General features: G+C 65.0%; 15 protein-coding genes, 1 tRNA gene and 2 rRNA genes (1 of these 18 cut by a window edge). 10 read left to right on the forward strand and 8 right to left on the reverse strand.

Annotated elements, in window-relative coordinates:
• From ACWCOP_RS04400 to ACWCOP_RS04410, 3 genes are all read left to right on the forward strand, one after another.
• Positions 1-1,877: ribosomal RNA gene (locus ACWCOP_RS04400) — 23S ribosomal RNA — on the forward strand (it extends 911 nt beyond the left edge of the window).
• A gap of 90 nt (positions 1,878-1,967) precedes the next feature.
• Positions 1,968-2,082, forward strand: a 5S ribosomal RNA gene (gene rrf / locus ACWCOP_RS04405).
• A 116-nt stretch (positions 2,083-2,198) separates the two neighbouring features.
• Positions 2,199-2,275: transfer RNA gene (locus ACWCOP_RS04410), tRNA-Met, on the forward strand.
• Between the two features lie 164 nt (positions 2,276-2,439).
• Here ACWCOP_RS04410 and yghU read toward each other — a convergent pair.
• Positions 2,440-3,276, reverse strand: a complete 837-nt coding sequence (gene yghU, locus ACWCOP_RS04415; protein ID WP_478250010.1) for a glutathione-dependent disulfide-bond oxidoreductase — start codon at positions 3,274-3,276, stop codon at positions 2,440-2,442.
• A 93-nt stretch (positions 3,277-3,369) separates the two neighbouring features.
• Positions 3,370-5,058 (reverse strand): FAD-dependent oxidoreductase, encoded by a 1,689-nt coding sequence (locus ACWCOP_RS04420; protein WP_478250011.1) that lies wholly within the window; start codon positions 5,056-5,058, stop codon positions 3,370-3,372.
• A gap of 308 nt (positions 5,059-5,366) precedes the next feature.
• Here ACWCOP_RS04420 and ACWCOP_RS04425 point away from each other — a divergent pair, with 308 nt between their 5' ends.
• Positions 5,367-6,704, forward strand: a complete 1,338-nt coding sequence (locus tag ACWCOP_RS04425) for a DEAD/DEAH box helicase (protein ID WP_478250012.1) — start codon at positions 5,367-5,369, stop codon at positions 6,702-6,704.
• A gap of 109 nt (positions 6,705-6,813) precedes the next feature.
• Here the strand turns inward: ACWCOP_RS04425 and ACWCOP_RS04430 are convergent, their stop codons facing one another.
• The 4 genes from ACWCOP_RS04430 to ACWCOP_RS04445 form a co-directional block, all read right to left on the reverse strand.
• A complete protein-coding gene (locus ACWCOP_RS04430) occupies positions 6,814-7,074 on the reverse strand; it encodes a hypothetical protein (RefSeq protein ID WP_478250013.1) in 261 nt (86 codons plus the stop codon).
• A gap of 67 nt (positions 7,075-7,141) precedes the next feature.
• Positions 7,142-8,743, reverse strand: a complete 1,602-nt coding sequence (locus ACWCOP_RS04435) for a phosphoenolpyruvate carboxykinase (RefSeq protein ID WP_478250652.1) — start codon at positions 8,741-8,743, stop codon at positions 7,142-7,144.
• 187 nt (positions 8,744-8,930) lie between these two features.
• Positions 8,931-9,863: a pirin family protein gene (locus ACWCOP_RS04440; RefSeq protein ID WP_478250014.1), complete on the reverse strand. Its 933-nt coding sequence runs from the start codon at positions 9,861-9,863 to the stop codon at positions 8,931-8,933.
• 62 nt (positions 9,864-9,925) lie between these two features.
• Positions 9,926-10,789 carry an FkbM family methyltransferase gene (locus tag ACWCOP_RS04445; protein ID WP_478250015.1) on the reverse strand — a complete coding sequence of 288 codons (864 nt, stop codon included), beginning with the start codon at positions 10,787-10,789 and terminating at the stop codon, positions 9,926-9,928.
• A 175-nt stretch (positions 10,790-10,964) separates the two neighbouring features.
• On the opposite strand from ACWCOP_RS04445, the gene ACWCOP_RS04450 reads away from it, so the two are divergent.
• The gene (locus ACWCOP_RS04450; RefSeq protein ID WP_478250016.1) at positions 10,965-12,419 is read left to right on the forward strand and encodes a M28 family peptidase; all 1,455 of its coding nucleotides are present in this window, start codon (positions 10,965-10,967) and stop codon (positions 12,417-12,419) included.
• A 30-nt stretch (positions 12,420-12,449) separates the two neighbouring features.
• Here the strand turns inward: ACWCOP_RS04450 and ACWCOP_RS04455 are convergent, their stop codons facing one another.
• Complete coding sequence (locus ACWCOP_RS04455) at positions 12,450-13,574, reverse strand: M14 family metallopeptidase (protein ID WP_478250017.1); 1,125 nt, start codon at positions 13,572-13,574, stop codon at positions 12,450-12,452.
• Between the two features lie 208 nt (positions 13,575-13,782).
• A complete protein-coding gene (locus tag ACWCOP_RS04460) occupies positions 13,783-14,775 on the reverse strand; it encodes a polyprenyl synthetase family protein (RefSeq protein WP_478250018.1) in 993 nt (330 codons plus the stop codon).
• A gap of 166 nt (positions 14,776-14,941) precedes the next feature.
• Between ACWCOP_RS04460 and ACWCOP_RS04465 the strand changes: the two genes are divergently transcribed.
• From ACWCOP_RS04465 to ACWCOP_RS04485, 5 genes are all read left to right on the forward strand, one after another.
• A complete protein-coding gene (locus ACWCOP_RS04465) occupies positions 14,942-15,172 on the forward strand; it encodes a putative signal transducing protein (protein ID WP_478250019.1) in 231 nt (76 codons plus the stop codon).
• Entirely contained in the window at positions 15,169-15,903 is a 735-nt protein-coding gene (locus ACWCOP_RS04470; RefSeq protein ID WP_478250020.1) for a tRNA1(Val) (adenine(37)-N6)-methyltransferase, read from the forward strand. The genes ACWCOP_RS04465 and ACWCOP_RS04470 overlap by 4 nt, the downstream gene beginning before the upstream one ends.
• 38 nt (positions 15,904-15,941) lie before the next feature.
• The gene (locus ACWCOP_RS04475; RefSeq protein ID WP_478250021.1) at positions 15,942-16,784 is read left to right on the forward strand and encodes a S49 family peptidase; all 843 of its coding nucleotides are present in this window, start codon (positions 15,942-15,944) and stop codon (positions 16,782-16,784) included.
• A 237-nt stretch (positions 16,785-17,021) separates the two neighbouring features.
• A complete protein-coding gene (egtB, locus tag ACWCOP_RS04480; RefSeq protein ID WP_478250022.1) occupies positions 17,022-18,323 on the forward strand; it encodes an ergothioneine biosynthesis protein EgtB in 1,302 nt (433 codons plus the stop codon).
• Between the two features lie 41 nt (positions 18,324-18,364).
• Positions 18,365-18,976 (forward strand): DNA-3-methyladenine glycosylase family protein, encoded by a 612-nt coding sequence (locus ACWCOP_RS04485; RefSeq protein WP_478250023.1) that lies wholly within the window; start codon positions 18,365-18,367, stop codon positions 18,974-18,976.
• Positions 18,977-19,036 lie beyond the last annotated feature (60 nt).

The following is a 19,036-nucleotide window of genomic DNA, read 5'->3' on the forward strand; positions in this document are numbered from 1 at the left end:
ATGGGCTAGGGGGCCTCACCGGCTTACCAAACCTAACCAAACTCCGAATACCGAGGAGTAATGCGTGGCAGACACACTGCGGGTGCTAAGGTCCGTAGTGGAGAGGGAAACAGCCCTGACCGCCAGCTAAGGTCCCAAAGTCAACACTAAGTGGGAAACGATGTGGGAGTGCTTAGACAACCAGGAGGTTGGCTTAGAAGCAGCCATCCTTTAAAGAAAGCGTAACAGCTCACTGGTCAAGCGCTCCTGCGCGGAAAATGTAACGGGGCTTAAGTGTTGCACCGAAGCTGCGGGCTCGAAAGAGCGGTAGCGGAGCGTTCTGTAGGCTGATGAAGGGAGACTGTGAGGTCTCCTGGAGGTATCAGAAGTGAGAATGCTGACATGAGTAGCGATAAAGAGTGTGAGAGACACTCTCGCCGAAAGTCCAAGGGTTCCTGCGCAATGCTAATCAGCGCAGGGTCAGCCGGCCCCTAAGGCGAGGCCGAAAGGCGTAGTCGATGGGAACCAGGTTAACATTCCTGGGCCAGCGGAAAGTGACGGGTTCTGGAAATCGTTCATTCTTACTGGATTGAGTGAGCGGTGAAGGCGCCCCTGGAAATAGCTTCCGCATTAGACCGTACCCTAAACCGACACAGGTGGACTGGTAGAGCATACCAAGGCGCTTGAGAGAACTCTGCTGAAGGAACTCGGCAAATTGCTCCCGTAAGTTCGCGAGAAGGGAGCCTGGCGCTGCGCAAGCAGTGTCCAGGGGCACAGACCAGGGGGTGGCGACTGTTTACTAAAAACACAGGGCTCTGCGAAGTCGCAAGACGACGTATAGGGTCTGACGCCTGCCCGGTGCCGGAAGGTTAAAAGGAGGTGTGCAAGCACCGAATTGAAGCCCCGGTAAACGGCGGCCGTAACTATAACGGTCCTAAGGTAGCGAAATTCCTTGTCGGGTAAGTTCCGACCTGCACGAATGGCGTAACGACTTCCCCACTGTCTCCAGCAGAGACTCAGCGAAATTGAATTCTCCGTGAAGATGCGGAGTTCCCGCGGTCAGACGGAAAGACCCCGTGCACCTTTACTACAACTTCGCAGTGGCGTTAGTGGCGATATGTGTAGGATAGGCGGGAGGCTATGAAACCAGGGCGCTAGTCTTGGCGGAGCCACCCTTGAAATACCGCCCTTATCCTCATTGACGTCTAACCGCAGCCCGTGAAACCGGGTTCGGGACCCTGCGTGGTGGGTAGTTTGACTGGGGCGGTCGCCTCCCAAAGAGTAACGGAGGCGCGCGAAGGTTGGCTCAGAGCGGTCGGAAATCGCTCGTTGAGTGCAATGGCATAAGCCAGCCTGACTGTGAGACTGACAGGTCGAACAGAGTCGAAAGACGGCCATAGTGATCCGGTGGTCCCGCGTGGAAGGGCCATCGCTCAACGGATAAAAGGTACGCCGGGGATAACAGGCTGATGATGCCCAAGAGTCCATATCGACGGCATTGTTTGGCACCTCGATGTCGGCTCATCGCATCCTGGGGCTGGAGCAGGTCCCAAGGGTTTGGCTGTTCGCCAATTAAAGCGGTACGTGAGCTGGGTTTAGAACGTCGTGAGACAGTTCGGTCCCTATCTGCCGTGGGTGTCGGATACTTGAGAGGAGCTGTCCCTAGTACGAGAGGACCGGGATGGACGAACCTCTGGTGGACCTGTTGTTGCGCCAGCAGCATTGCAGGGTAGCTAAGTTCGGAAGGGATAACCGCTGAAAGCATCTAAGCGGGAAGCCCCCCTCAAAACCAGGTATCCCTTGAGAGCCGTGGAAGACCACCACGTTGATAGGCTGGAAGTGGAAGCGCAGCAATGTGTGGAGCGGACCAGTACTAATTGCTCGATCGGCTTGATCTTACGATGCTCATGGACGGCGATCGCTTCGCCCCCATGTGTTGAAGCCCGATAAGTCAGAATGTCTCTACGTTTTTGTGTCGCACGCGCCGAGCGGGTGGTTATAGCGAGGGTTCCGCACCCGTTCCCATCCCGAACACGGCCGTTAAGCCCCTCTGCGCCGATGGTACTATGTCTTAAGGCATGGGAGAGTAGGTCGCCGCCCGCTCCGCACGTACGACACAGTCCTCCATTTACCTTTGTTGGCCTGGCCAGCCCCCGGTTTCGGCCGGGGGTTTGTCATTTCAGCCCGCAGGTCCGTCGTGGATCGTCAAATAGAGCTGTTGCGGGGTGGAGCAGCCCGGTAGCTCGTCAGGCTCATAACCTGAAGGTCGTAGGTTCAAATCCTACCCCCGCACCCAAATTCAACCCCCGAGCCTTATGGCCGGGGGTTTTTTGTGTTCCAGCCGGACTCTTTCGGCAACAGGCGCAACGGCTGCGACGCATGGCGCGAAGCGTCACGCAGTCAGTAGACCTGAGCAAACCGACGCATTTGATACGCCGGTTTGCTCCCCTCACGCTTCAATTACGCCTTGAAATCTCCCGGCCCGTGACGCTCGCGCATCTGGTCGGCTTCGTCGCCCCAGAGCTTGTTGACGCGCCGGCCGCGCTTGGCGGCCGGGCGCTCGCCGATCTTCTCGGCCCAGGCGCGCACATTCTTGTACTCGTGCACCGACAGAAACTCGCCGGCCTCGTAGAGCTTGCCTAGCGCCAGGCCGCCATACCAGGGCCAGATCGCCATGTCGGCGATGGTGTACTCATCGCCGGCGATATAAGGCCGGTCAGTCAGGGCGGTTTCCAGGACATGGAGCTGTCGTTTCACCTCCATGGCGAAGCGATTGATCGGGTACTCGAATTTCTCAGGCGCATAGGCGTAGAAATGCCCGAACCCGCCGCCGAGATAGGGCGCGGAGCCCATCTGCCAGAACAGCCAATTCATCACTTCGATTCGTTCCGGCCCGCTTTCGGGCAGAAAGGCACCGAACTTCTCGGCCAGGTGAACCAGAATGGATCCGGACTCAAACACCCGGACCGGCTCCGGGCCGCTGCGGTCGAGCAGGGCGGGGATCTTGGAGTTGGGATTGATGTCCACAAATCCGCTGGTGAACTGGTCGCCGTCGCCGATATTGATCAGCCAGGCGTCGTACTCGGCGTTTGAATGGCCAAGCTCCAGCAACTCTTCGAACATCACCGTGGCCTTCACCCCGTTGGGCGTGGCCAGCGAGTAGAGCTGGAAGGGATGCTCGCCCACGGGCAAGTCCTTGTCCTGTGTCGCGCCGGATATCGGGCGGTTGATGTTGGCGAACCGGCCGCCGCTTTCGCTGTCCCAGGTCCAGACCCTTGGCGGGGTGTAAGTCGTCATCGCGGCGTCTCCTTGCGGCGTTTCATCGCCGCAAAGGTGGGCTTTTGCGGCCCGGCTGCAAACCCCGCCGCTCATCGCGATCGTGTGATCGCGCTACCTGCGCGACATTTCACCGAGCGCGCCATGGATATGGCTGACCACAACGCTGCCTTCGCCGACGCCGCTGGCGACACGCTTGACCGAGCCGGCGCGCACATCGCCCACCGCATAGACGCGCGGCAGGCTGGTCTCAAACACGCTCGGCATGCGGTCGAGCGTCCAGCCCGCCCTCACAAGGTCCAGCGTCTCCAGCTCCTGTCCGGTCTTCACAAAGCCGCGGGTGTCGCGCGCCACGGCGTCCGGCAGCCACTGCGTGAACGGCGCCGCGCCGGTGAACAGGAAGGCGAAGCCGGCCTCCAAACGCTGCGGCCCTGAGGGCGTTTTCAGATCCATCGCGGCAAGCCGCGTTTCGTCGCCTTCGGCGCCGATCAGACGGTCGATTTCGGTCTGCGGATGGAGGTGAATGTTCCCCGCCTCCTCCAGGCGTCGCACCAGATATTCGCTCATGGTCTCGCGAATGTCGGCGCGCCGGTACATTACATGGACGCTGTGGGCGGTGCGCGACAGGAAAACCGCGCCCTGACCGGCCGAATTGCCCGCGCCCACGACCACCGCGTCGGCGTTGGAACACAGCTGCGCCTCCAGCGGCGAGGCGCCGTAATAGACGCCGCGCCCCTCAAACTGCTCCAGGTTCTCGATCGGCAGACGGCGATACTGCGCGCCCGTTGCGATCACCACCGCGCGGGCTTTGAGCGTGCGACCGTCCTCGGTGTGAACGCAGTAGGCGCCGTCGTCCAGCGGCAGAAGCTTTGACGCTTCCACCGGCGCGGCCAGGCGCACGCCGAATTTTTGCGCCTGGATTGCGGCCCTGTCCGCCAGCTCCCGTCCGGAGACGCCCATGGGAAAGCCGAGATAATTTTCGATTTTCGAGCTGGTTCCCGCCTGGCCGCCGGGGGCGTCGGCGTCCAGCGTCAGAACGGTGAGCCCCTCTGACCCGGCATAGACTGAGGCGGCCAGGCCCGCGGGCCCGGCGCCCACGATGATGACGTCTGCCGCCGCGCCGTCGGGAAGAAGGTCGGAGCCCAGCTCGGCGGCGATGTCGTTCACGGTCGGCTTGATCAGGACGCGCTGCGCGCCCATCACCACGATGGGAAGATCGGAGCGCTGAAGCCCCTTGGCGTCGAGAATCTGCGCGCCCAGACGATCGGTCACCGGATCGTACCAGCTGTGCGGCGCGCCATGGCGGGTGAGAAAATCGCGCAACGCGAACACGGACCGGTCCAGCGCCGAGCCCAGCACGATCACCGGCGTGTCTGTGCGCGACAGGGCGAACACCCGGCGGGCGGTGAAGGTGCGCACAAAGATGTCGGACAGCGCCGAGTTCTCCACCAGCAGACGCTGAAAGCGATCAAACGGGATGTGCAGAACCTCGCCCGCTTCGCCCATGGTGACGCTGGCTAGACTGGTCTGTCCGGTAAGCACCCCGATATCGCCGGAAAACTGGCCGCGCTCCATCCAGCCAAGTCGGGTCGGCCCGTCCCGGCCCTCGACAAAGATATGGGTCTGGCCCGAGAGGGTGATCAGATTGTCCACCCGCCGGTCGCCTTCGCGCACCAGCACCTCTCCGGTTTCATGGCGTCGCACCTCGCCATAGGCCTTCAACGCATCAAGTTCGGCCTCAGAAAATGTGAAGTTCACGTCTGCGGGCGGAGGCGCAGGCGGCGTCGGGGTCTTGGCGTCCATGGCGAGGCTCCTGGCTTGGATCAGGCCGGTTATAGCCGCATGGCGCAGGCGTCGCGAGCCTTCCGCCTTGCTTTCGCCGCAGAACACGTCCACATGACTTCTACGCATGCGATCGGGTGCGTGGAGAGAGCGGACGCCGCTCTTACACCTGATCGCTATCGGATCGGCCTCGAGCTTGCAGCTCCAGGAACTCCTGTCCGGGCGTTGGGCGCAACAGCGCCTGCCGACGGCGGCTGATCTACGCAGTTGTCTCCTATGAATGACATCAACGCCGCACCCGGAATGTCGGGCGCGCGAGAAAGTTTGATATGACGAAATTTACTGATTTGAACCTGGCCGAGCCGGTTCTGCGCGCTGTTCTGGACGAGGGCTATGAGACCCCGACGCCGATCCAGGCGCGCGCCATCGCCCCGGTTCTGGCCGGACGCGATGTTGTGGGCCTGGCCCAGACCGGCACCGGCAAGACGGCGGCCTTCGTGCTGCCCCTGATCACCCGGCTTCTGGCGCAGAACAAGCAGGCGCCCGGACGCACCTGCCGCGCCCTCATCCTGGCGCCCACGCGCGAGCTCGCCGCGCAGATCGGCGCCAGCGTGGAGACCTATGGCAAGCATGCCGGGCTCACCCATGCAGTGGTGTTCGGCGGCGTGAAGCCGGGCCCCCAGATCAAGAAGCTGGCGCTTGGCCTTGATATCCTGATCGCCACGCCGGGCCGGCTTCTCGACCACATGTCCACCGGCAAGGTTCGCCTGGACCACACCAATGTCGTGATCCTGGACGAGGCCGACCAGATGCTCGATCTCGGCTTCATGCCGGCGATCCGCAAGATCCTCTCCCAGGCCGGCAAGCCGCGCCAGACGGTGATGTTCTCGGCCACCATGCCGTCCCAGATCCGCCAGCTGGCCGACGATTTCCTGAAAGACCCGGTGACCGTATCGGTGAGCCCGCCGTCCATGCCGGTGGAGCGTATCGACCAGAAGGTCTTCTACGTGAACTCGGCCGACAAGCCTGAAGCTCTGGTGGACCTGATGGCGCCGGAAGCGGGCAAGAAGGCGATCGTCTTCACCCGCACCAAGCGGGGTGCGGACCGGGTCGCCCAGCGGCTGGTGAGCTACGGCCACAAGGCCGCCGCCATTCACGGAAACAAATCCCAGGGCCAGCGCGAGCGCGCCCTTGAGGCCTTCCGGTCCGGCAAGTCGCCGGTGCTTGTGGCCACCGACATCGCCGCGCGCGGGCTCGACATCGACGATGTGGCCGTGGTGGTGAACTATGAACTGCCCAACGTGTCGGAAAGCTATGTCCACCGCATCGGGCGCACCGCCCGCGCCGGCGCGGACGGCCGCGCCTTGTCGCTGGTGGCCCCTGATGAGCGCACTCTTCTGAAGGATATCGAAAAGCTCATCGGCAAGGAGATCGCCGGCCTGAACGACGCCCCGCCCATGCCCAAGGGCGATGCGGCCAAGCTGAAGCAAAACCGCGGCGGCGGGGGCGGCGGCCGGGGCCGGTCCGGCGGCGGTCGTCCGCAAGGTCAGGGCGGCCAGAATCGCGGCGGCCAGGGCGGTAAAGGCGGTCAGGGCCGTGGCGGCCAGGGCGGGGGGCGTTCCCGCACCCGCTCCAGCGGCAAACCCAGCGCAGCCGCGCAGGGCTAAGAGGGGCCGTCAGTCCAGGCCGCTTCCAAGCGTCTGACGTACAAAAACGCCTCGCGCCGGGTCTCCCGACCGGGGCGTTTTTTGTCCCTGGGCAGGCGTCTTGATTGCGTCAGAGGTCCGGCGCAAATCCCAGCACGAACGCAACCACCTTGGCTTCCGGCATCTCGCAGGGCTTCAGTACTGGTCCGCTCGCCAACGTGTAGAGGTTGAAGCTCACATGGTCGCCGCCGGAGAGGCGCTCGCCATAGAGCTTGCGCACGGGGTCTCCCGGACACCCGGTGATCGTCACGCCCCAGCGTTCACCGCGATAAGAGCCGGTCTGGTAGCCGGGCGGCAGCCGGTCGAAGGCGGTGAGGAAGCGCGCGTCCATGAGATGTGGATAGCAAAAGCCCGGCGCGCCGCGCCGGGGTTTTTCTGTTTCAGTGAAGCGGCGCCGCCTATTCCGCGGCTTTCGCCTCGCCGGGCTTGGGCGCCGCGGCGCGCACATAGGCGGCCACGTGCTCTTCGAACTTTTCGAAATTCGCCACGAACATGTCGGCGAGCTTCTCGGCCTGGTCGTCATAGGCGGCCAGATTTGACCAGGTTTCGCGCGGGTTCAGGATGGCGGGGTCGACTCCCTCAACCCTCACCGGAACGGCGAAGCCGAACACCGGATCGATGCGGTATTCCGCGCCGGCGAGCGAGCCGTCCAGCGCCGCGTTGAGAAGTGCGCGCGTCGCCTTGATGGGCATGCGCTTGCCTTCGCCATAGGGCCCGCCGGTCCAGCCGGTGTTCACCAGCCAGCAATCGGCGCCGTGCTCGGCGATGAGATCGCGCAGAAGCGCGCCGTATTCGGACGGGTGGCGCGGCATGAAGGGCGCGCCAAAGCAGGTGGAGAACGTGGCGCTGGGCTCGGTCACGCCCTTCTCGGTGCCAGCCACTTTCGCGGTGTAGCCCGACAGGAAGTGGTACATGGCCTGGGCCGGCGTAAGCTTGGCGATGGGCGGCATCACGCCGAACGCGTCGCAGGTGAGCATCACCAGATTATTGGGATGGCCGCAGACATTCTTGTCGCAGGAATTGGGGATGTAGTGCAGCGGATAAGCGCCGCGGGAGTTTTCCGCCAGCGTCGCATCGTCCAGATCCAGCTCGCGGGATACCGGATCCATCACCACGTTTTCCAGGACCGTGCCCCACATCTTCGTGGTGGCGAAGATCGCCGGCTCGGCCTCGGGGTCGAGGCGGATCATCTTGGCGTAGCAGCCGCCTTCAAAATTGAAGAGCCCGTCGGGCGACCAGCCATGCTCGTCATCGCCGATGAGTACCCGCTTGGGATCTGCCGATAGCGTCGTCTTGCCGGTGCCGGAGAGCCCGAAGAAGATCGCGCTGTCGCCCTGCTCGCCCTTATTGACCGAGCAGTGCATCGGCATGATGCGGCGCTCGGGCAGCAGATAATTCAGGATGGTGAAGACCGATTTCTTGGTTTCGCCGGCGTAAGAGGTGCCGCCGATCAGCACCAGGCGCTTGGCGAAATTGACCGCGATCACCGTCTCTCCGCGCGTGCCGTGGCGCTCGGGGTCGGCCTGGAAGCTGGGCAGATTCACGATGGTGAACTCGGCCTGGAAATCCTCAAGATCGCTGGCGTCGGGCCGGCGCAGAAGGTGACGGATGAAGAGCGAGTGCCAGGACAGCTCGTTGACCACCCGGACCGGAAGGCGATGGGCCGGATCGGCGCCGCCGAACAGCTCCTGGACGAACAATTCACGGCCTTTCATGTGCGCCTTGAAATCGTCCCACAGCGCGTCGAAATGCGCCGGCGTCATGGAGGCGTTGAAATCCCACCAGATCGTGCTCTCGGTGGTCTCGTCGCGTACGGTGAACTTGTCGCGCGCCGAGCGGCCGGTGTGCTGACCGGTCTCCACCACCAGCGCCCCGCCCTTGGCGACGCGGCCTTCGCCCCGGCGCACAGCCTCTTCATAGAGCGCTTCTTCGTTCCAGTTCACATTGAGTTTCAACGCGTCCGATATCCCAAGATCGCTGAGATCGCGCGCCGTGATCATGCCGTCGGCCATGGATGGTCCCCCGTTCGGGCTGCCTGCTCGCCATCGGCGTCCGCGGTCTGAACGCCGGGGTCCGCCTTGAGGGGGACCGTTCTAGCGCCGGGGGGCGCTCAAATCATCTGAAAATCCATGCTGCAGCGCGTCATAGCGCACCTGGTCCTTTAAGGCCCCGGGCGCCTGGATTGCTTCAGCTGGTGGGCTCCGCTCTGGTGCGCGGCGGCGGGCCCGGATCCGGATCGCCGGGCAGGGGAATGTATTCGTCCTCGCTTGCAGGCAGGGCGAAGACCGTGTCGTGAAAGCCGGCCTCGGCGCTGGCGCGCCAATCGGCCTTGGCCTGTTCGATGCGGTCTTTTTTAGAGGCGACGAAATTCCACTCCATATGGCGCTCACCCAGATCGGCGCCCCCCAGCACCATGACGCGGCTGTCTGTGCGCGCCCGGATCACCGGCGCCTCGCCGGCGGAGAACACCGCCATCCGCCCGGCGCTCACCGGCTCTCCGCCGGTTTCGATCTGTCCGGAGACGATGTAGGCCGCCAGCTCGCCCTGACCTGAGGGCAGCTGGAAGACCGAGCCGGCCGGGCATTCTGCGTGGACATAAAGCGTGTGGGAGTGGGTCTTCACCGGCGATTTCACACCGAAGGCCTCACCCATGATGACGCGCAGCGCCGCACCGCCCTGTTCCACTTCCGGGATGTCGGAGGCGGCCACATGCTGAAAATCCGGCGCCTGGTCTTCTTGGCCCATGGGCAGGGCGATCCAGACCTGGATGCCGTGCAGGTGATGACCGGCGGCGCGGGCTTTCGGCCCGGTGCGCTCTGAATGCACGATGCCGCGCCCGGATGTCATCAGGTTCACCGCGCCCGGCGTGATGGTCTTCGCCACGCCCAGCGTATCAGCGTGGTCCATCTCGCCCTCAAAGAGGTAGGTGACCGTGGACAGCCCGATATGGGGATGAGGGCGGACATCGATTCCGTCGCCCGGCTTGAAGGTCGCCGGTCCCATCTCGTCAAAGAAGACGAACGGGCCCACGCGCCGCTTTTTTGCAATGGGCAGCACGCGGGAGACCTGGAATCCGCCCAGATCCTTCGTGCGCCCAGGGATTATTCTATCCACACTCATGTCGTGTCGTCCCCCATGCCCGAAATTCGCCGGCGTCCCCTCCGGCGTCCGCACGTGCGCGCCTACCGCACCAGAATAACGTTCATTCTGGTGTATCGTTGAACTTTATATCCCTTGGATTGCGCCAACGCAGCCGCGTCCGGCGCATCGCGCCCCGCCAGGTCGGCGCGTTCCAGCACCATGAGCTCCGGCCAGCGGTCGGCGTCGACCTGTTTGAAGAAGGCCGACAGAATGTCCAGCTCGCCGCCTTCCACGTCGATCTTCATGGCGTCGATCCGCTCGATGCGCAGCTCCCTCATCAGCGTGGGCAGCGTGGTCACCCGCACCGCCTCGCCGCAGGCTTGGCCGGGCCCTGTGAGCGCTGTCCCGCCCAGATTGCCCGCCACCATGCGCATCACGTCCTCGCCTTCATAGTCTGAAAGGGCGACGCCTGTGACCTCGAGATTCTCCAGCCCGTTCTGGCGGGCGTTGAACAGCATGCGCCGGCGCATCTCAGCCTGGGGTTCCACCGCGATCACACGGCTTGCCCGCCCGCCGGCCTTGGCCGCCACAAGGGCGTAGGCGCCCGCGTTCGCGCCGATGTCCATGAAGGTCTTGCCCGGCGCCATCACGGCGCGCACCGCGTCCAGCTCATCAGGATCAAAGCATTGCGGGGTGAGGAAAAGGCGCTTTTCCGACAGATTATCCTTTGGATGCAGGCGCAGGCGCAGGCCCAGCGCCTCCACGTCGCAGCGCCCGTCCTTGAGGCCTGAAAGCGCCAGCGGGCGCGCCGCGCCGGCGAGCCTTAACCCGGCTCGGCCCTTTGGCAGGCGGCGCCCGATCGCCAGGCCGACGCGCGCCACCATGCCCGGCGCAAAGGCGCCGTGACCAGGCGCGGCGTCCGGGCCGGTGATCGCTGCGCGCGCCGCGCCGTGTTCAGCCGTCACGCGCTCCGTAGACAAGGGGGAATCGTCGTCATGAATGGTCATCATGACCTCAGGTATAAACGTTCGTGGCGCAGTGGAACACCATCACGAACAAGCGCGCCTGCCGCCGCCGGCGTCTTCCTTGCCGGGCGCACGCGGGCTAAGGTCCGCTCAAAGATAGTTTCCGGAGATCGCCATGCTAGAATCCGCCCGCCGTGCCGCCGTTTCCATACTGGCGCTCGGCCTCGCCGCCGCGCCGGGCCTGGCGCAGGACGATATCCATCGCCTTGATCCTGCAAAGGCTGAAACCGCGCAAGGCCTGGCTGATGCGGCTCTGGCCAGCAATCTGGCCTATGAGATCACTGAAAGCCTGACCACCGAGATCGGCCCGCGTCTCGCCGGCACGCCTCAGGAAGCGCGGGCGCGCGAGTGGGGGGCGGCGATGCTCACCGAGCTCGGCTTTGAAAACGTGCGGGTGGAGGAGTTTCCTCTGGATCTCTGGACGCGTGGGCGCTCGATCTATGAAGAGGTCGCCATCACTTCGCCCTTCCCGCAGCCGCTCTACGCCATTTCGCTGGGCGGCGCGGCGGCGACGCCCGAAGGCGGCCTTGAAGCCGAAGTGGTGTTTTTCGACAGCTTTGACGCTTTGCTGGCCTTTGACGGCGCCGACGACGCGCTGGACGGCCGGCTGGTCTTCATCAATGACCGCATGGTCGCCTCGCGCACCGGCGAGGGCTATGGCTGGGCCAATCGCAAGCGTACGCGCGCCTGGCATGAAGCCGAGGACCGCGGTGCGCTCGGCGTGCTGATCCGCTCGGTGGGCACCAGCTCCAACCGCTTTGCGCATACCGGCATGATGAGCTTTCCCGATGATCGCCGCCCGGAGATCCCGGCGCTGGCGGTTTCCGGGCCCGACGCCGACCAGATCGAACGCATCGCGCAGAGCGGCGAGACGCTGCGCATCCGCCTTCGCACCTATGCAGGCTGGCGCGGCGAGGTGGTGAGCGGCAATGTCATCGGCGAGATCGTGGGATCTGAAGCGCCCGATGAGATCGTCGTTATCGGCGGGCATCTGGACAGCTGGGACACCGGCACGGGCGCCCTGGACGACGGGGCGGGCGTCGGCATCACCATGGCGGCCGCCAAGCTGATCGGCGATCTGCCGCGCCATCCAAGGCGGACCATCCGCGTGGTGCTGTTCGGCGCCGAGGAGGTCGGGCTGGTCGGAGCGCGCGCCTATGCCCGGGCGCGCGCCGCGGACGGAACGCTTGAAAACCACGTCATCGGGTCGGAAAGCGATTTCGGCGCGCGCGAAGTCTGGCGCTTCGGCTCCAATGTCAGCGAAGAAGCCCTGCCGTTTTTCGACGCCATCGGCCGCGAGCTGGCGCCGCTGGGGATCATCCGGGGCGGTAATGAGTCCGGCGGTGGTCCCGACATGATCCCGCTGGCTTTCATGGGCGTGCCCATGGCGCGGCTGGAGCAGAACGGCGAGGACTATTTCGAGTTCCACCACACGCCCAACGACACGTTCGACAAGATCGTGCCGGAAGAAATGGCCCAGAACGTCGCCGCCTGGACCATCTTCACCTATCTGGTGGCCGACACTGACATGGACTTCCGGCCGCAGCCCGAGGCCGAGCCGAGCGAGTAAGCGCGGCGGTCAGGCCGGGGCGACTGCCGCCTAAAGCCGGTCCAGCACGGCGCGCATGGCGTCGATCTGGGCCGCGCCCATGTGCAGGCAGCGCTCCGGCGACCAGCCCTGGGCCTCGTCGGGGGTGATGGCGCTGTCCTTGAACGGCATTTCCAGCGTCATGGCGAGGCAATTGAACGCCGGCGCCATGTAATTGGTGGCCACGGCTGGATTGGCCGTGCCCGGCGGGCTTTCGGGATAGCCGCGCTCGGTCTGGAAGTCCGGATTGAACCGCATCAGCTCGCTTTTATAGAGCTCCAGCAGGGCCTTGGCCTCGTCGTTCCAGCCCGGCGTGCCTTCGGCGCCGGCGATAAAATTATAGGGCAGCGCCTCGTCGCCGTGCATGTCGAGGAAGAGATCGACCCCGGTCTCGCGCATCGCTTCTAGCACGCACGCCACTTCGGGGCTGTTCTCCTGCGTCGCCTTGTCCCATTCGCGGTTGAGATTGACGCCCTTGGCGTTGGTGCGCAGATGCCCGCGGAAGGACCCGTCCGGGTTCATGTTGGGCACGACATGGACCACGGCGCGGTCCAGCAGCGCCCGGCTCGCCGGATCGGCATCGTCCAGCAGGCGGTCCAGAAAGCCTTCGGCGGCCCATTCGGCCATGGTCTCGCCGGGATGCTGGCGCGCGATCACCCAGATGGTTTTCTTGCCTTCGCCCGGCTCGCCAATGGTGAGCCGGTCCATGTCGCGCCCGTCCAGCGTCTGCCCCAGCACGTCCAGCCTCACCCGGGGATGCTGCTGGCAGGCGGCGATCAGCTTGTCATGGCGGGTCATGGAGTAGGGGGCGAAATAGGCGATCCAGACCGCATCGGCGTCCGGGGTGAGGGAAATCACAAGCTCGCCCTTGTCATAGGACGTTTCGGCGCGTTCCCAGACCTCCCGGTCGCTGGAGACGCAGGCCTGATAGCCCGGCCATCCCTGCTGATACGCGGCGCCGCCGGCGTTCTCGATGACGAAACGGCAGGCCTCGCCCCTGGCGCCGGACGCCTTGAAATAGAACCACTGGTAAAAGTCTGACTGGTGATCCTTGCGGATCTCCAGGCGGACATTCTTCGGGTCTTTGGCGGACTTCACGATGATGTTGCCGGCGTCGAACGTGCTGGAGATATGCATGGGGGGCTCCTGAAGGCTTGAAGGCTCGCTTAGGGGGTGTGCGCCGAAGGCCCCTTTTTGTCCTCCCCCTTAATGGGGGAGGTGTCCGCGAAGCGGACGGAGGGGGTGCGGCGGGAGACGTGAAAGATGCAGCGCCGGCGGTGCACCCCACACGACCCGAGGCTTCGCCTCGGCCCACCCTCCCCATGAAGGGGAGGGACAGAAGTGATCAATACGCCCGCTCCACCACGAACTCGGCCAGGGCGGCCAGCGCGTGCGACCATTCATTCTTCGGAGCGGCGTCCAGGGCTTTCACCGCCCGGCGCGCGTGGCCGCGGGCGGCCTCCAGCGTGGCGTCCAGCGCGCCGTGCTTGTTCAGCAGGGCCACGGCGGTTTCGAAATCGGCGCCGGTTTGATCAAGCTGGCCGATCGTGCGCTCGAAAAAGGCGCGCTCCTCGGCGTCGGCGGCTTCGATAGCCAGCGCCAGGGGCAGGGTGATCTTGCCCTCTCGGAAATCATCACCGGTGTTCTTGCCCAGATCCACGGCGACCCCGCCATAATCCAGCGCGTCGTCGACAAGCTGGAAAGCCAGCCCGAGCTCGCGGCCATAAATCTCCATGGCCTCTTCAAGCTCGGGTCCGGCGCCGGCGAGGATCGGGCTCACCTGCGCTGCGGCGGCGAACAGCTCGGCTGTCTTGGCTTCGATAATGCCCATATAGGCCTGGCGTGAGACTTCGAGGTCGCGCACGGCGGCGAGTTGTCGGACCTCGCCTTCAGCGATCACGGCGGCGGCGCGGCTGAGCACTTTCAGGGCGGGCATGGAGCCGGCGTCCACCATCATCATGAAGGCGCGCGCAAACAGGAAATCGCCCACAAGCACCGAGTGCGGATTGGACCAGACCTGATTGGCGGGTTTGAGCCCGCGCCGCAGATCACTGTCATCAACCACGTCGTCGTGGAGGAGCGTCGCCGAATGGATGAACTCCACCGCCGCAGCCAGCGAGATATGGCCGTCGCCCTGGTATCCCAGCATGCGCGCGCTCGCCACAGTGATCAGCGGGCGGATCCGCTTGCCGCCGGCCTCCACGAGATAGCGCGCGACTTTTGGAATGATATCGGTCTCGCTCGCCATGCGATCAGCGAGCAGAGCCTCGACCCGCTTCATATCCGCGCCGCCGAGCGCCGTGAGGCGCGCGACCGGATCGAGCGCGTCGTCTTTCATATCCGCTTGCGGGAGACCGTTCACCCCTTGGCCCTCTTGCCGTCACTACTGTCGCGGCTGCACAATAGGTAGCGCCTATCGTCGCGGCAAGCATACGGCGCCGCGTCAAATGGCGGGCGCGCGTTTTCGTCGCCGCCACCGCGTCCACATAGATCGGAGGCCCCGCATGATCGAGGTCCTGACCACAAATGATCCCATCCGGCTCAATTTCGCCGAGACGGTTCTCAAAGACGCCGGCATCGAGACCGTGACGCTGGACGCCAACACGGCTGCGGTGTTCGGGGGGGCGCTGCCCTGGGTCAAGCGCCGGCTGCTGGTCCCTGAGGCGGACGGCCCGCGGGCCCGGCGCGTGCTGGCCGAGGCGATGCCCAAGGATGATCCCGGGACCGGGGCGTGAGCACGCCGGTTCTTAACGCCTTTCTCGGCGGCAAAATCCGCCTTCACCAACCGCGCGACGGATACCGGGCGGGCCTTGATGCGGCCTTGTTGGCCGCGGCGATCCATCTGAAACCCGGCGACCGGGCCGCCGAGTTCGGTTGCGGCGCCGGCGCGGCGCTTCTGGGCGCGGCGGTGCTTAATCCGGGCGCCCGCCTGACAGGCGTGGAACGCGAGGGCGCAGCCGCGGCGCTGGCCCGAAGCAATACCGAACTGAACGCCCTGACCGACCGCGTGGAGATCGTGGAGGCGGACGCGCTCGCCCGGCGCGCCGATCCGCTTCTTGATGCGGTGTTTTTCAATCCGCCGTTCTTTGACGATCCGAGCGCCCTGCGCGCGCCGAAGGCGGGCAAGACCGGCGCCTGGATGAATGAGGCGGGCCTGGCCGCCTGGATCGAGGCGGGGCTGAGGCGGCTAAAGGAGGGCGGGGTGCTCACCCTTGTCCATCGCGCCGATGCGCTGGCGGCGATTCTTGCTCCGCTTCAGGGCCGCGCCGGCGACATCGCGGTGCTGCCGGTCCAGGGCCGCGAGGACGCGCCGGCCAAGCGGGTCATCGTGGCGGCGCGCAAGGTGAGTAAGGCGCCGCTGCGTCTCCTGGCGCCGCTCGTGCTGCATCCCGAGACCGGCTCGGCCTACACCAGCCGGGCGCAAGCGCTGCTGAAAGGCGAAGCAAGGCTTGCGCTTCACCCTTGAGCGGCCCAGTTCAAGGGGAGGCTTACTCAGGAGCAGTCATGTCCTCTGTCCTCGAATCCCTCACCGACCAGGCGCGCAAGGCCGGAGCGGCTTTGCGAAAGGCCACCGGCTCGGCCGTGCCCGAAGTGCCGCTTGTGCGCCTTGAGGGCATGATCGCGGCCGGCGGGCGCAACGCCTCGGCGCTTAATCTGGCGCGGGTGGAGAAGCTTCTGGACAAGGCCTTCGCCATGGCCGACGCGCCGGCGATCGCCATTGCGGTGAATTCACCAGGCGGCAGCCCTGTCCAGTCGCGTCTGATCCATGACCGCATCCGCCATCTGGCGAAGAAGAACGACAAGACCGTGCTGGTCTTCTGCGAGGATGTGGCGGCGTCCGGAGGCTACATGATCGCCGCGGCGGGTGATGAAATCTTCGCCGACCCGGCCTCCATCGTCGGCTCCATCGGCGTGATCAGCGCCAGCTTCGGCTTCACCGAGGCGATGGCGAAGATCGGCGTACGGCGCCGGCTGAAAACCGCCGGCAAGAGCAAATCGCTGGGCGATCCGTTCTCGGAAGAAACCGACGAGCAGAAGGCGCGCATGACGCGCCTGATGGAGAGCGTCCACAAACAGTTCATCCAGCTCATCAAGGACGCCCGGGGCGACAAGCTCAACACGGACATGGAGCTGTTTGACGGCTCGGTGTTCACCGGTGAGGAGGCGATCGAGGCGGGCCTGATCGACGCGCTGGGCGAGGCGCGCAGCGAGCTGGAGCGTCGCTTCGGCGAAAAGACCAGGATCAAGGTGCTCAGCCCGTCAAGGGGCGGCCTGCTGGCCCGCTTCATGGGCTCGGCGGTGGATGTGATCGAAAGCCGTCAGATCTGGGCGCGTTTCGGGCTTTAGGAGGGCGGCGCACCGCCCGCCTAAAGTCCCCCTATGCGGCGCCCTCGTGTTTCGGTGCGGCCCGCGCCCGCCGCCGCGTCTTCAAAATGATCTGGCGGGCGACACGCTTCGGCGTGTCACGCGTTCTTGAAAGCGTCTCGCCTGGAATTACCCTTGCGTCTGCGGGGCGGTGCTTGCCATGATCTTCGGCGAGCCGGTGGTTGAGCTGTGAGCGCAAGCGCGCGTAAAGGAGCGTTGATGCATCCCGCACTCGTCTTCCGAGAGGAGCTCGGCGTACGTGAGCGTCTGCTACAGACATTCCGCCGAACCCGCGCCCAGACCGAAACGCTGATTGCGCCGCTCACGGCCGAAGACATGCAGGTGCAGACCATTGCGGACGTCAGTCCGACCAAATGGCATCTGGCCCATGTCACCTGGTTTTTCGAGACCTTCGTGCTGGCTGAAATGTTCACCGAATACAAGCTCTACGACGAGCGGTTCGGCTATCTGTTCAACAGCTATTACGTGTCGGTGGGCGAGCGCTGGTCGCGGCCCCATCGCGGGCTTTTGAGCCGGCCTCTGCTCTCCGACATCCTCGCCTATCGCGACTATGTCACCGCCGAAATCGTTCTGAAAGCGGAGAACTGCTGCGACGAGACCTGGTCAAAAATCGCACCGCTGATCGAGCTGGGAATTCATCACGAGCAGCAGCACCAGGAGCTGATCTGCACCGACATCAAGCACGTCCTCTCCCAGTCGCCTGCGCCGTTCGCGCCGTTCGGCAAGGACGGGGCGGGGCTCACTGAACCGGTCGATCCGGCGCCCTTGCGCTTTTGCAGCTTTGAAGGCGGGCTGGTGGAGACCGGTACCGACGGCGGCGGCTTCCTTTATGACAACGAGTTTCCCCGCCACAAGACCTGGCTCTACGATTTTGAACTGGCCGAGCGCGCGATCACAAACGGGGAATGGCGCGCCTTCATGGACGATGGCGGGTACACGGCTGCAAGCCTGTGGCTGTCGGACGGCTGGGACTTCATCGACCAGAACCGGGTGCGCGCGCCGCTGCACTGGCGCGAGATCGACGGGGATTGGTTTGAATACACGCTCCACGGCCTGATTCCGGTGCGCGATGACCTGCCGGTCTGCCATGTCTCCGGCTATGAGGCGTCGGCCTACGCCGAGTGGGCGGGCGCCCGCCTGCCGCTGGAAGCCGAGCTGGAACTCGCCGCAGGGCGCAGTTCAGCCTCCTCGAATTTTCTCTTTGACGGCCCGGTGCGCCATCCGCTGCCCGCCGACCCCGAGGCCGGCCTGCAACAGCTCGCCGGCGGGGTGTGGGAATGGACCTCGTCGAGCTATTCTCCCTATCCAGGCTTTTATCCGCCCGGCGGCTCGGTAGGTGAATACAACGGTAAATTCATGAGCGGCCAGCTGGTGCTGCGCGGCGGGTCCTGTTTCACCCCGGCCGGGCACTGGCGCGAGACCTACCGCAATTTCTTCCCGCCGGCTGCGCGCTGGCAGATGAGCGGCGTGCGCCTGGCCACGAAGCACGGCCCCAGCTAGCCGCTTGTTCACAGGCGGCGCTCACTCCATAACCCTCGCCGATGACCAACTCCATCCACGCCCGCTTTCTCGACGTCGCCGCCGCGTTGAGTCAGACGCTCGCCGAGGCGATGGAGCGCGTGGGTCCGGCGCCGCTGCCGCGGCGCGACGAGACGCCGTTTCCCGAGTATCTGGCGCGCGCGGTGGCCGGTCAGCAGCTAAGCGTCATCGCCGCCCGCTCCATCTGGGCGCGGGTCGAGGCGGCGGCGGAGGCCGAGGGGGCGCCGCTGCTGGAAGGCTTTCATGGCGGCCGCGCCGAGGGCTTGCGCGCCTGCGGCCTGTCGAACGCCAAGGTGAAGACCCTCATCGCCATCGCCGACGCGGTGAAGGACGGCCGCCTTGATCCTGATCACCTGGCGAACATGAACGCCGTCACCCGCGCAAACGCGCTTTCCACGATCTGGGGCGTGGGACAGTGGACCGCCGACATGGCCAACATGTTCTGGTTCGGCGAAGAAGACGTCTGGCCCGATGGCGACGTCGCCGCGCGCAAAACGCTGGAACGCCTCACCAGCCCCCGCCGCAAGACCGTGCGCACGGCGGCGCGCTTCGCCCCCCACCGCAGCCACCTGGCCTACTATATGTGGCGCATCGTGGACGCCAAACCCGCCTAGGGGCGCCGCGCCGTCTGGCGCAGTTTCGCCCGGCCTCCTAGGGTGTGTGTGACCCCGCCG

It is taken from the genome of Apolloniradiicaulis salifontis (genome assembly GCF_053756655.1).

Bases quoted from the DNA above. Each gene is read 5' to 3' on its own strand.
- yghU (WP_478250010.1), bottom strand. From the start codon at position 3,276: ATGACGACTTACACCCCGCCAAGGGTCTGGACCTGGGACAGCGAAAGC.
- ACWCOP_RS04420 (WP_478250011.1), bottom strand. From the start codon at position 5,058: ATGGACGCCAAGACCCCGACGCCGCCTGCGCCTCCGCCCGCAGACGTG.
- ACWCOP_RS04425 (WP_478250012.1), top strand. From the start codon at position 5,367: ATGACGAAATTTACTGATTTGAACCTGGCCGAGCCGGTTCTGCGCGCT.
- ACWCOP_RS04430 (WP_478250013.1), bottom strand. From the start codon at position 7,074: ATGGACGCGCGCTTCCTCACCGCCTTCGACCGGCTGCCGCCCGGCTAC.
- ACWCOP_RS04435 (WP_478250652.1), bottom strand. From the start codon at position 8,743: ATGATCACGGCGCGCGATCTCAGCGATCTTGGGATATCGGACGCGTTG.
- ACWCOP_RS04440 (WP_478250014.1), bottom strand. From the start codon at position 9,863: ATGAGTGTGGATAGAATAATCCCTGGGCGCACGAAGGATCTGGGCGGA.
- ACWCOP_RS04450 (WP_478250016.1), top strand. From the start codon at position 10,965: ATGCTAGAATCCGCCCGCCGTGCCGCCGTTTCCATACTGGCGCTCGGC.
- ACWCOP_RS04455 (WP_478250017.1), bottom strand. From the start codon at position 13,574: ATGCATATCTCCAGCACGTTCGACGCCGGCAACATCATCGTGAAGTCC.
- ACWCOP_RS04460 (WP_478250018.1), bottom strand. From the start codon at position 14,775: ATGAAAGACGACGCGCTCGATCCGGTCGCGCGCCTCACGGCGCTCGGC.
- ACWCOP_RS04465 (WP_478250019.1), top strand. From the start codon at position 14,942: ATGATCGAGGTCCTGACCACAAATGATCCCATCCGGCTCAATTTCGCC.
- ACWCOP_RS04475 (WP_478250021.1), top strand. From the start codon at position 15,942: ATGTCCTCTGTCCTCGAATCCCTCACCGACCAGGCGCGCAAGGCCGGA.
- egtB (WP_478250022.1), top strand. From the start codon at position 17,022: ATGCATCCCGCACTCGTCTTCCGAGAGGAGCTCGGCGTACGTGAGCGT.
- ACWCOP_RS04485 (WP_478250023.1), top strand. From the start codon at position 18,365: ATGACCAACTCCATCCACGCCCGCTTTCTCGACGTCGCCGCCGCGTTG.